Source organism: Bacillus nakamurai (assembly GCF_001584325.1).
GTDB lineage: Bacteria > Bacillota > Bacilli > Bacillales > Bacillaceae > Bacillus > Bacillus nakamurai.
On sequence record NZ_LSAZ01000032.1, the window covers coordinates 19,453 to 30,991 of the forward strand.

The 11,539-nt window shown below is 45.1% G+C and carries 10 protein-coding genes and 2 riboswitches; of the genes, 4 read left to right on the top strand and 6 right to left on the bottom strand.

What is annotated here, in order from left to right; translation table 11 throughout:
- Position 1: 1 nt before the first annotated feature.
- Positions 2 to 101, bottom strand: a riboswitch (SAM riboswitch).
- A gap of 39 nt (positions 102 to 140) precedes the next feature.
- Complete coding sequence (locus tag AXI59_RS13810) at positions 141 to 1,334, bottom strand: pyridoxal phosphate-dependent aminotransferase (RefSeq protein ID WP_061528532.1); 1,194 nt, start codon at positions 1,332 to 1,334, stop codon at positions 141 to 143.
- Positions 1,335 to 1,425: 91 nt separating this feature from the next.
- On the opposite strand from AXI59_RS13810, the gene AXI59_RS13815 reads away from it, so the two are divergent.
- The 3 genes from AXI59_RS13815 to mtnA all read left to right on the top strand — a co-directional run bounded on the left by AXI59_RS13815 (position 1,426) and on the right by mtnA (position 4,815).
- The gene (locus tag AXI59_RS13815) at positions 1,426 to 2,205 is read left to right on the top strand and encodes a carbon-nitrogen family hydrolase (protein ID WP_061528533.1); all 780 of its coding nucleotides are present in this window, start codon (positions 1,426 to 1,428) and stop codon (positions 2,203 to 2,205) included.
- Between the two features lie 94 nt (positions 2,206 to 2,299).
- Positions 2,300 to 2,455, top strand: a riboswitch (SAM riboswitch).
- Positions 2,456 to 2,562: 107 nt separating this feature from the next.
- On the top strand, positions 2,563 to 3,747 hold the full coding sequence (gene mtnK, locus AXI59_RS13820; protein WP_061528534.1) for an S-methyl-5-thioribose kinase: 1,185 nt from the start codon (positions 2,563 to 2,565) through the stop codon (positions 3,745 to 3,747).
- A 6-nt stretch (positions 3,748 to 3,753) separates the two neighbouring features.
- The gene (gene mtnA / locus AXI59_RS13825; RefSeq protein WP_061523529.1) at positions 3,754 to 4,815 is read left to right on the top strand and encodes an S-methyl-5-thioribose-1-phosphate isomerase; all 1,062 of its coding nucleotides are present in this window, start codon (positions 3,754 to 3,756) and stop codon (positions 4,813 to 4,815) included.
- A 244-nt stretch (positions 4,816 to 5,059) separates the two neighbouring features.
- Here the strand turns inward: mtnA and AXI59_RS13830 are convergent, their stop codons facing one another.
- Both AXI59_RS13830 and AXI59_RS13835 read right to left on the bottom strand, forming a co-directional pair.
- On the bottom strand, positions 5,060 to 5,557 hold the full coding sequence (locus tag AXI59_RS13830; protein ID WP_061523528.1) for a methylated-DNA--[protein]-cysteine S-methyltransferase: 498 nt from the start codon (positions 5,555 to 5,557) through the stop codon (positions 5,060 to 5,062).
- Complete coding sequence (locus AXI59_RS13835) at positions 5,554 to 7,770, bottom strand: PAS domain S-box protein (RefSeq protein WP_061528535.1); 2,217 nt, start codon at positions 7,768 to 7,770, stop codon at positions 5,554 to 5,556. The genes AXI59_RS13830 and AXI59_RS13835 overlap by 4 nt, the downstream gene beginning before the upstream one ends.
- A gap of 256 nt (positions 7,771 to 8,026) precedes the next feature.
- Between AXI59_RS13835 and AXI59_RS13840 the strand changes: the two genes are divergently transcribed.
- Positions 8,027 to 9,049, top strand: coding sequence for an acyltransferase family protein (locus tag AXI59_RS13840; RefSeq protein ID WP_061523526.1), 1,023 nt, complete (start codon positions 8,027 to 8,029; stop codon positions 9,047 to 9,049).
- Between the two features lie 43 nt (positions 9,050 to 9,092).
- On the opposite strand, the gene AXI59_RS19825 is transcribed toward AXI59_RS13840, so the two are convergent.
- The 3 genes from AXI59_RS19825 to AXI59_RS13850 form a co-directional block, all read right to left on the bottom strand.
- A complete protein-coding gene (locus AXI59_RS19825; RefSeq protein WP_156476290.1) occupies positions 9,093 to 9,260 on the bottom strand; it encodes a hypothetical protein in 168 nt (55 codons plus the stop codon).
- A 2-nt stretch (positions 9,261 to 9,262) separates the two neighbouring features.
- The gene (locus AXI59_RS13845; protein ID WP_061523525.1) at positions 9,263 to 9,937 is read right to left on the bottom strand and encodes a DUF421 domain-containing protein; all 675 of its coding nucleotides are present in this window, start codon (positions 9,935 to 9,937) and stop codon (positions 9,263 to 9,265) included.
- A 94-nt stretch (positions 9,938 to 10,031) separates the two neighbouring features.
- Positions 10,032 to 11,384 (bottom strand): TrkH family potassium uptake protein, encoded by a 1,353-nt coding sequence (locus AXI59_RS13850; RefSeq protein WP_061528536.1) that lies wholly within the window; start codon positions 11,382 to 11,384, stop codon positions 10,032 to 10,034.
- Positions 11,385 to 11,539: the final 155 nt, after the last annotated feature.

The window sequence follows — 11,539 nt, forward strand, 5'->3', positions numbered from 1 at the left end:
AATCTTATCTCTCAGCTCCTGCTGCAAGAATTAGCACCGTGCTTTATCAGTCGGTTGCCGGGCTTCATCGGGCTCGTCCCTCTGCCTGCTCTTGATAAGAATAATGATTTTATAAATTATTTTGAATTATCCCATTGTTATCATGTAATGTCAATCTTTTTTCGGGTGAAAAGATTTAGTTTTCCGATCCGGTCCGCCGCCTCTTTAAGTCTTTCTTCACTTGTCAAAAGACCGACTCTGATGTAGCCCTCGCCCCATTTCCCAAAGCCATTTCCCGCCGCAACCGCGACATTTGCCTTTTCCAGAAGCAAGTCTGAAAACTCCTGTGACGTATAGCCGGCAGGCACCGGAAGCCATGCGAAAAAGGAGCCGGCCGGAGCCGTCACTTCCCAGCCGATATCCCGGCAGGCCGTGATCCACGCATTGCGCCTTGATTCATATCTGTCATTCTGCTCGGCGACACATGTCTGATCCGCTAAAAGAGCCGCTGCCGCAGCCTGCTGCGCCGCAGGGAACAGACTGACAAACATGTGGTCTTGGTACAGGTTGATCGCTTCGATGACTGATCTGTTTCCGACGGCAAACCCAACCCGCCAGCCCGCCATATTATAGGTTTTTGACAGCGTATAAATTTCAATTCCGGTTTCTTTTGCCCCGTCTGTCTGCAGAAAGCTCAGCGGTTTATGCCCATCAAAGCCGACAGCCCCGTAAGCGAAATCATGAACGGCGCAAATGCCGTTTTCTTTCGCAAAGCCGACCGTTTCTTCGAAAAACTCCGCTGTCGCCACAGCCCCGGTCGGATTATTCGGATAATTGAGATACAGGAGCTTCGCTTTTTTCCGCACCTCTGCGGAAATCGCGCTGTAATCCGGGAGGAAATCCCTTTCTTCCGTCAGCGGCATCATTTCCATTTTTGCTTTCGCAAGGGCAACGCCTGACCAGTAATCGGGATAACCGGGGTCCGGCACCAGAATCGTATCACCCGGGTTTAACAGGCATTGCGGAAGCTCAACAAGTCCTGCCTTGCCGCCGAACAACACGGCTACTTCGGTTTCCGGATCGACAGTGACGCCGTACTCTCTTTCGTAGAACGCCGCTGCTGCCTTTTTAAAGCTGTACGAGCCGCGGAAAGATGAGTATTTATGATTTTCCGGCCTTTCGACGGCGCGTTTCATTTCTTCTACGATATGCTGGGGAGTCGGCTGATCAGGGTTTCCCTGCCCCAAGTTAATTACGTCTTCGCCTTCTTTCAGCTTTCGGTTCACCTTTTGCACCAAAGATGCGAAAAATTGTTCAGGCAGATGTTTGAGTACATCAGAGAATTCAAAATTCATATTTTCACCTTCCAAAAATGTCTTGAAATGATAGTCCATCATCATATATGGTTAAATAAAAAAAGTAAAGAGAAACTTGGGGTGTTGTAAAATGAAATGGACTGTTTCCTGTTTGCAATTTGATATTTCATACGGAAATCCTTCAGAAAATATAAAAAAAGCAGAATCTTTCATCGAAAGAGAAAGCCGCCATGCCGATGTTTTGGTGCTCCCTGAATTGTGGACGACAGGCTATGACCTTACACGCCTTGATAAATTGGCGGATGAAAACGGCGAAGCCTCAAAGCAATGGCTCCGGCAAACGGCTAAAACATATAACGTGCACCTCGTCGCCGGGTCGGTTGCGGTTAAAGAAGGAGACAACGTCTATAACACGATGTACATCGCCGATAACAGCGGACAGATCAAAAAACAATATCAAAAAGCGCATCTGTTTCAGCTGATGGATGAACATCTGTATTTATCTGCCGGCAGCAGCGACGGTTTCTTTGAGCTTGACGGCGTAAAGTGCGCCGGGCTGATTTGCTATGATATCCGCTTTCCCGAGTGGGTCAGAAAACATACGGCGCAAGGGGCGAATGTGCTGTTTATTTCTGCGGAATGGCCTCTTCCCCGCCTTGATCATTGGAAAAGCCTGCTTGTCGCAAGAGCGATCGAAAACCAATGTTTTGTCGCGGCATGTAATTGCACGGGTTCTAATCCAGATAATGAATTTGCCGGCCACAGCCTGATTATCGACCCGTGGGGACGGATTTTAGCCGAAGGGGGACAGACAGAAGGCGCCGTCCGGGCGGAAATTGATGTATCAGAAAGCGCGGCTGTGCGCAGCACCATTCCTGTCTTTAACGATTTGCGGAGTGATTTATATTAATTTTTCGAAAAAAGCGTTGACAAAAAGATCAGACACCTGTTAGTATTTTCATCAACTGATTAATTCGAATTGTTATACAACTCAATATATTTTTCTCTTATCGAGAGTTGGGCGAGGGATTGGCCTTTTGACCCCAACAGCAACCGACCGTAATTCCATTGTGAAATGGGGCGCGTGATTTTTGCGCCGGGACGATTTGTCTCTTAAGGCACGGTGCTAATTCCATCAGATTTTATCTGAGAGATAAGAGGCGGACTGTACTGTTTCAGCCTCCTTCTCTTCAGAGAAGGAGGCTTTTTTTACGGGCCTATTCTCCGGGCAACATCTTTACACACTACATAATTGGAGGGGAAATCCATGCCAGTAACGAAAACAAGCGTTTATGAACAATTAACCGAAAGCTCAGCTGCCGCGTTAGCCGTTAAGCTCGGCTTATTCCCAAGCAAAAGCACATTAACATGCCGTGAAATCGGCGACGGCAATTTAAATTACGTCTTTCATGTTTACGACAAAGAAAACAATAGAGGACTGATTATCAAACAAGCGATTCCTTATGCAAAAGTCGTCGGTGAAAGCTGGCCGCTTACCATCGACCGTGCAAGAATCGAAAGCAGCGCGCTGATCCGCCAAGGCGAACATGTGCCCCGCCTCGTTCCGTCTGTGTATTATTCAGATACGGAGATGGCGGTGACCGTAATGGAGGATCTCTCCCGCCTGCAAATCTCAAGAAGAGGACTGATTGAGGGAAAAAACTACCCAAACTTATCAGCCCATATCGGTGAATTTCTCGGAAAAACGCTTTTTTACTCATCCGATTATGCGCTTGATGCAAAAGTGAAACAGCAGCTCGTAAAGCAGTTTACGAATCCGGACCTCTGCAATATTACGGAAAGGCTGGTCTTTACAGAGCCGTTTCTCGACCATGAGACAAATGATTTTGAAGAGGAGCTTCGCCCTTACGCAGAAAAGATTTGGAACAATTCCCGATTGAAAGCGGAAGCCGAAGAGCTGAAATCCATATTTTTAACATCAGCTGAAACATTGGTTCACGGCGACCTGCATACGGGAAGCATATTTGCCGGTGAACATGAAACAAAGGTCATTGATCCCGAGTTTGCCTTCTTCGGGCCGATCGGCTTTGACATCGGCCAGTTTATCGCAAACCTGCTGTTAAACGCCCTCAGCCGGGATGGCAAAGACAGACAGCCTTTATATGACCATACAGCCGCCGTATGGGAGACATTTGTGAAAACGTTTAGTGACGCTTGGGAAAAAGACAGCCGCATCTCCTGCAGACACCGGCTTGAGGAAACACTTCAAACCGCATTTGAGGAAGCCGTCGGTTTTGCCGGATGCGAGCTGATCCGCCGCACGATCGGGCTTGCCCATGTGGCTGACTTAGATGAGATTGTGCCGTTTGACAAACGGATTGAAAGAAAGAAACTGGCACTTGAAATCGGTGCCTTTTATATCGAAAGCCGAAAAGAACTGAAAAGCATCACTGAGGTTCTGGACCAATTTAAGCTCCGCGTAAAGGAATGATGTATCATGACGAATGAATTTGCCATCCCCCGTTCTGTTGAATGGAAGGAAACATATATTCACATTTTAAACCAACAAAAGCTCCCGGAGATTACTGAATTTGTGGAGCTGACGACGAAAGAGGATGTATTTGACGCGATTGTCACGCTGAAAGTAAGAGGCGCCCCGGCCATCGGCATAACCGCTGCGTTCGGTCTCGCTCTTTGTGCTAAATCGATAGAAGCTGAAGATGTTTCTGACTTCCGACGTCAGCTTGCAGCCATCAAAGCGTATTTAAACAGCTCAAGACCGACTGCTGTCAACTTGGCGTGGGCGCTTGACAGGCTTGAAGATTCCATCCGGAATGCGATCTCAATCAATGAAGCGAAAACGACCCTTGTCCATGAAGCCATTCAAATCCAAGTTGAGGATGAAGAAACGTGCCGTATGATCGGCCAGAATGCCTTGCACCTTTTTAAAAAAGGAGACCAGATCATGACCATCTGCAATGCAGGTTCGATTGCTACAAGCCGCTACGGCACGGCGCTTGCGCCTTTTTATTTGGCAAAGCAAAAGGATCTCGGCCTCCATATTTACGCATGTGAAACAAGGCCGGTTTTACAGGGATCACGGCTGACGGCATGGGAGCTGATGCAGGGAGGAATTGATGTGACTCTCATTACAGACAGCATGGCCGCCCATACGATGAAAGAAAAACACATTTCCGCTGTAATTGTAGGCGCTGACAGAATTGCTAAGAACGGTGATACGGCCAACAAAATCGGGACGTACGGTCTCGCGATTTTAGCCAACGCTTTTCAAATTCCGTTTTTTGTCGCCGCCCCGCTTTCCACATTTGATATGCAAATTGAAAGCGGAGATCAAATTCCTATTGAAGAAAGAGATCCTGAAGAAGTAAGACAGATTTCCGGCGTGCGCACCGCTCCTGAAAACGTGCCGGTATTCAATCCCGCCTTTGACATCACCCCAAATCATCTGATTTCGGGTATTATTACGGAGAAAGGGATTGTGACCGGTTCATATACGGAAGAAATCGAGCAATTATTCGCAGATTGCCAGCTAAGCTGAAAAACCGCTGATGATGCTGCCTCCCCAGGCAATGTCAGCGGTTTTTTTGTTTACACAAATTGACCATTTCGTCTCTTTGGACGGCTGAAATCAGGTGCAATTTCAGAAAAAGCTCTGCATAACCGGCTATCTTTTCCGGACGGCTCAGCTTCATCAGACTTCGTCCTCCTTTTTCGTCAGACCAACTTTTTTCACTTAATAAAATGATATGTCAGACGTAAAAAAACGGAACGTGCCATATTCTTTATTTTTCTTTATAGGATATTTGTTCGCGATTCAACAAAACGGCTTTTAGATCCGTCTTGCTGCCTGCGTATCCCGTTAAGGCGCTATTTTTGCCGATTACCCTGTGGCACGGGATAAAAATCGGCAGCATATTGCGTTTGTTGGCTTGTCCGATGGCGCGTACTGCTTTTGGATTGCCGATCGCTTCGGCAATATCGGCATAGCTTCGGGATTCGCCATAAGGAATCATGGCGAGTGTGTCCCACACTTTTTCCTGAAAAGGTGTGCCTTTTTGTCTGAGCGGCAGAGAGAAATGCTTTCTTTTTCCGGAAAAATACTCTTGCAGCTGTTTTTTCGCCTCCGTTAACAGCGCGGTTTCACGTTTTTCAGGTTTAGGGGATGATTGTTCCCATTCCGCAAAATCGTCCCCGCTCAGAAAAAGGCGGGTAATAAAGCCCTCTTCCTCTGTGATCATGATAGGTCCAAGCGGTGTGTCCGCACTTGTAAAGCAGGTCATTCGCTCTTCCTTCTTTCCTCTTTGTTCTGCCGGATCGGGAGCGTCAAATGAAACACAGTCCCTTTCCCTACTTCACTTTCAACATGAATACGGCCTTGATGTTCTTCGATGATTTTGTAGCTGACCATCAGACCGAGGCCTGTTCCTCTGTCTTTCGTCGTGTAGAACGGTTCTCCCAAACGTTTTAGTTTGTCCTCAGGGATGCCGGTTCCTTCATCTTGTAATGAAATCTGAATGTGGTCTTTATCTGAAGGCTGAATGGTCACGTAGATATTGCCGCCGCCGGGCATGACTTCGATTGCGTTTTTTAAGATATTAATAAACACTTGTTTTAATTGATTGGGCTCACAGTAAATCGGAGGAATGTTTCCGGTCAGATTTAAATGGATCTGTACATTGACAAGATTGGCCTGGGCGTTCAGAAGATCAGCCGTGTCTTTCATAATCTGCGTCACATCTTTTTCTTCATATAATATGGCCTGCGGTTTTGCTAAAATCAAAAATTCGGTGATGATAGACTCGATGCGTTTTAACTCTGAGGTAATGACGTTAAAGTACAGGGAATATTCACCTTCAATGCTTCCTTTGAGAAGCTGGATGAAACCTTTCAGCGCTGTCATCGGATTTCTGATTTCGTGAGCGATGCCTGCTGCCAGCTCCCCTACGACGTGCAGGGTGTCGGATTTCCGAAGCCGCTCCTCCAGCTCTTTGCGCTCCGTGACATCTTTAAAGATGGCAAGATTCATATTTTGAATGATATTCCGCTTGAAGGAAAATTCAAGTTTGCGGTGATCGCTGCTGCTTAATAAAAAGGGGATTTCATTATCCATTCCTTCTAAATCAATCTCTCTAGCGGGAACGCCCGTGTTTTCAATGTCAAAGGAAGAAAGAATGTCCGGCACGGTGTGTGTTCTCAGCTCTTCATGCGGTATGCCGAGAATGCGGCTGGCCAGCGGATTCGCATCGATAATGCGGAACTGGTTGTCAAATAATACGTTGCCGTCCATGGAGCCGTTAAATACTTTTCTGAATTTCAGCTCGCTTTCCCTCAGTTCTTTTTCCATTCGCTTACGGTCGCTGACATTTCTTAAAATCGTTAAATGCTGGCCTTCAAGTATCGTCCGTTTCGACGTGAATTCAAGCTCTTTATATTGTCCGTTCCCCATCTGAAACAGCATTTCTTCCCGGATTTCTCCGTATCTTTCGTATTTCTTTTTGATATGTTCGTATTTTTTCGGATCGGCGATAAACGTACATAAGTACCGCTTCAGAAGCTCGTCCATCGGCAGCTCAAAAATTCGGCATGCCGATTGGTTCGCCTTGGCGATTTTTCCGTCGTCAGACCAAATCACGATGGCGTCCATAGCGTTTTCAAAAATTTCGCGGAAGCGCTCTTCGCTTTTAAAGAGTTTGATTTCCATCGACCGTTTTTCTGTTATATCTCTCATAATGGACATATAAAACCCGCTGATTAAGTTGGAAGTGATCGTAAATTCAAACAGCTTCTCCTTACCTGTCCTGAGCTTGACGGGCAGCTCTCCCTTGGCTTTTCCTTTCCTGCGGAGGGTATCCCAAATGTCCTTCAGGTGCATGTTGTTTTCCCCGTCTGTAAAATGCTGGAGCGACAAATGGGACAGCTCGTTTTGGTCTATCTCAAAGCTTTTGCAAAAAGAGAGATTTGCATCAATAAATCCCCCGTCCTTGTCAAACAGCACAATTCCGTCAACAGCCCTGTCAAACAAATCTTTGAACAGCTGTTCGTTCATTGAAAATTCCCGCTCCAAAATTTTTTTAGAGGAGATATCTCTCATCACCACAAAAAAATAATCCTCCCCAATTCCGTCTCTGGCAAGGAATTCAATGTATTTAGTTGCGCCGCTGTCGAGCTTAATCGGCACCTCTTTCCATAAGAAGCCCTTTTCTAAAAATTTCTTCACGGCCGCATTCAGTTCTTCCTGAGGGATAGAATATAAAAAATCGAGGACGGAGCGGTTGATAAGGCCGTCTGCCTCAATCTGCATCATCCGTGCCGCAGCCTCGTTCGCCTGGACGATTTTCATTTCCTTATGGCAGATAAAAATACCATCAAGCGTGTTGTTCATGATGATATGATACCGGCTCAAATCATTTTTCAGACGGTCATTTTCCTCCTTCAGCCGCTTCAGCTGCTCTTGCAAAGATTCCTTTGTTTGCAAATCCAGAGTTTCAGCCATTCAGTACACTCCTTCTTCAAAAAACCTATCCTTCAATATTTCTACAAAATCCTCCATCTTCCTTCATTTGCCCTATACATTTCAGAAAATTTCAATGATATGACAAGTTAAAGTCTTTTTCTACGATCCTTACCTCCCCGTTACATCATCCTAACAATCCCATTGTTTTCGTCTTCATTTTTCATTTTTTATTTTAAAATGGACTCGAGCAGGAAATAATCATGCAGTGGATGATTTTTGAAGAGAAGGTGATGCTATGACGAAATCGCGTGACAGTTATTTTGACAATGCCAAGTTTATTTTGATTTTCCTTGTGGTGTTCGGCCATATTCTCCGGTCATTTATTAACGGAAATGAGTTTATGCTCCATCTCTACAAATTCATTTATACTTTTCATATGCCTGCCTTTATCCTTGTGTCGGGCTATTTTGCGAAAAACTACAAGCGCAAAGGTTATGTGAAAAAGCTGGCTGTGAAGCTGATTATTCCGTATTTGATTTTCCAGGGCATCTATTCGGTTTTTTATTACTTGATTCAGGATGAAAGCATAACTAGCGTTAATCCGATTGATCCGCAGTGGTCTCTCTGGTTTTTAATCAGCTTATTCTTTTGGAACCTGCTGCTTTATCCCTTTACGAAACTGCCGAAAACGTGGGCGCTTGCTGCGAGCTGCGGGCTTGCCGTTATGATCGGTTATCTCGATTTCATCAGCAGCACGCTGAGCCTTTCACGAACGTTTGTCTTTCTCCCGATGTTTCTCGTCGGCTTTTATTTAAATAAAGATCACTTTGATTTACTGAGAGCCAAAAGGGGCAAACAAATTGCCGCCGGCGCTCTTTGCACAGTTTTTCTCTTATGCTGGTGTATTGACTTTGATTACTCTTGGCTGTTTGGCTCGGAGCCCTACTCAACATTCGGAGATGTAACGCTGTTAAGCGGGCTGTCGCGCATCGCCTGGTATGTTTTAGCCTTTGCCGCCACCTTCAGCTTTTTGGCACTCGTCCCGCAAAAACGCTATTTCTTTACAAAGTGGGGCACGAGAACATTTTACGTCTATCTGCTGCACGGATTTATTATTAAAACCCTCCGGCAGATCGGGCTGGAGGATCATCTGTCTGATTATCAAAATGTAGTGATGCTTCTTATTTTAACAGCAGTCCTTACATCCATTTTGTCCAGCAATGCTGTGAAAACAGCCGCCCAGCCGTTTATTGAACTGCGAATGACCGCCTGGCTTGAAGCGATAAAAGGGACAAGGAAAAATGCTTATTCCAAATAACGAAAAAATACCTCTTAAGCGCCTGCCGCCTAAGAGGTATTTTTTATTTTTTGCTGTCTTCTTTTTTCTTCGGTTTTGTCTGTTCAAGTGTTTCAATCAGTTTTCCGGCGTTATAGTCACCAAGTTCGCTTGAGAATTCTTCTTCAAGCAACTTAGGATCCATCGGCTTTTTATGATTTTGCATATCCTTGCTGTGGCGGTTTTTTGTCATCCTTATTCGCCCCCTTGTTTGCCGTGTTTTGATTTCCGGTTTGCTCCCCTGAGTCCCGGATCACCGTCATATTGTGTTTTGTATGCATCTTTATCCATGCTTTCTGTCGGTGTATTGTTATTTGTTAATGCTTCATTCTTCGCTGCTTTGCGTTTCATCTCATTTCCTCCTTCTGTAAGCAATTCAGTTTTGAATTCCTGCAAAATCGTTTTAAGATCGCGCACCGTGACCGTTTTTGCCTCATCCATCAGCTCGTAGCCGATTTGTCCGTTCGGCTCTAACAGCACAATTTTAAAATCTTTAATCTCTCCGAGCCCCGCCTGCCTGATTCTCATTGACAGCTGCGATTCGGTTAAACGCATCTTTTTTAAATTTTTAGGTATGACTTGCCCGTTTTCTACAACAGCAATGGTTTTCCCTGTAAATAAATACTCAAAAAATTTAGATTTGAGCTGCAGGAATTCCATCAGGATCAAAACCAAAACGAAAATGGCTGCTGCAAATATGGTTTCCCATACATTATGCTTAATAAACGGCTGAATAATAATGGAACCGATTGAAATCATGATGACTGTCTGGGTAACCGACAGCTGGCTGATCGATTTCCGTCCGGCAATTCTTAATAAGAAGGTACTTACCGCTATCATAATCACTGATTTCCATAATACGGCTAACAAGTATGTCACCTCTTTATGATTAGCGTCTCCAAAGAATTCATTTCCACACATCTTTTTTTTGGCATAAAAAAACACCGCGTTTGAAGACGCGGTGTTAACCGATAATGACTCTTTCCTTCGGATAATGGTAATTCGCTTCGATTTCCTTTCGCCCGATTAAATAAAGGAAAGTCAAAATGCCGATCCGGCCGATAAACATGACAATCATTATGACACACTTGCCGATGTCGCTTAAATGCGGCGTAATCCCCAATGACAGCCCGGTTGTTCCGAAAGCCGAGCAAACCTCAAACAGCAGTTCAAGGAGAGACTGGTGCTTTTCGGTCACAGCTAAAATGAGCGTTGATCCGAAAACAAGCAAAATAGCCATCATCGTGACGACAAGCGATTTAATGACATCCGCCTGATGAAGCTCGCGTTTAAATACCTTTACCGCTTTATTTCCGCGGGCAAAATGAAATAAAGCAAGGAGATTAAGCGCAAAGGTCGTCGTACGGATTCCGCCGCCGACCGAGCTTGGCGAAGCGCCGATAAACATAAGGGCGCATATGAAAAATAAGGTCGGCGCCGAGAGCTGGCTGATATCAATCGTCGCAAGCCCCCCGCTTCTCGTGGCGGTTGATTGAAAGAGACATAAAAATAAAATATCGTGCCAGCTTTTCCCCTTCAAGAGATGGCTTGCTTCAAGAGCATAAATTCCGACCGCCCCGAACAATACGAGCAGCCCAAACATAATGGTCGTAATTTTCGTAAACAGCGTAAATGAATATCTGCGCTGCTTGGAAAATAAAAAGTCCTTCACTTCCACAAGCACCGGAAAACCGATAGCGCCGAAAATAATCAGAAGCATCGTAATAAACTGCACAAAATAGTCATGTCTGAACGGAACGAGCGAATTCCCCGTAATATCAAACCCGCCGTTCGTCGTGGCGCTGATGCTCGCAAAGAAACCGTGTAAATAAGCTTGTTCAAATGAATGGTAATACGTTAAAAAATATGTTCCTAAAATCAGGCCGCCAAAAAATTCGATCCATAAAATCAGAACCAGCACTTGTTTCATCAGATTGACGATCCCGGAAAACTGTGATTGGTTTTGGTCGACCATAATGAGTTTTCGTTCCCTTAAACCGATCCGTTTCCCCATAATCAGCCAGACGAATGTTCCGAGTGTCATAATGCCGATTCCGCCGAATTGCAGCACGAAGGCTAAAATGACAATCCCTGTCGTGCTGAATGTATCTGCCGTGTTTACCACCGTTAGTCCGGTAACGCTGACTGAACTGACAGCCGTGAACAGTGCGTCTATAAACGACCAGCTGGTCCCCTGTTTATGGGCGGCCGGCAAACTTAACAAAATAAATGCAACCGTCACAGCAAGAAAATAATATAACGCAATCAGCTGTGCGGGCGACAAAACCTGTATTAATTTCCCTAGCTTTAATTTCATATGATTATTCCTTCAGCCTCTCATTGTAGTACGTAATTATTCTAAAGATATTAGGAGAATTTTTAAAGGTTTTTTGACAAAGAATTTTCTTTACCTTATGTAATTAGACATATCTTTAAACAAAAAACCTCTGAACCGGGGGGACTGACCCCCGT

Excerpts from the sequence above, each read along its gene's own strand:
- AXI59_RS13830 (WP_061523528.1), bottom strand. The coding sequence starts at position 5,557 with ATGACCTGCTTTACAAGTGCGGACACACCGCTTGGACCTATCATGATC.
- mtnA (WP_061523529.1), top strand. The coding sequence starts at position 3,754 with ATGACGAATGAATTTGCCATCCCCCGTTCTGTTGAATGGAAGGAAACA.
- AXI59_RS13850 (WP_061528536.1), bottom strand. The coding sequence starts at position 11,384 with ATGAAATTAAAGCTAGGGAAATTAATACAGGTTTTGTCGCCCGCACAG.
- AXI59_RS19825 (WP_156476290.1), bottom strand. The coding sequence starts at position 9,260 with ATGACAAAAAACCGCCACAGCAAGGATATGCAAAATCATAAAAAGCCG.
- AXI59_RS13815 (WP_061528533.1), top strand. The coding sequence starts at position 1,426 with ATGAAATGGACTGTTTCCTGTTTGCAATTTGATATTTCATACGGAAAT.
- mtnK (WP_061528534.1), top strand. The coding sequence starts at position 2,563 with ATGCCAGTAACGAAAACAAGCGTTTATGAACAATTAACCGAAAGCTCA.
- AXI59_RS13810 (WP_061528532.1), bottom strand. The coding sequence starts at position 1,334 with ATGAATTTTGAATTCTCTGATGTACTCAAACATCTGCCTGAACAATTT.
- AXI59_RS13835 (WP_061528535.1), bottom strand. The coding sequence starts at position 7,770 with ATGGCTGAAACTCTGGATTTGCAAACAAAGGAATCTTTGCAAGAGCAG.
- AXI59_RS13840 (WP_061523526.1), top strand. The coding sequence starts at position 8,027 with ATGACGAAATCGCGTGACAGTTATTTTGACAATGCCAAGTTTATTTTG.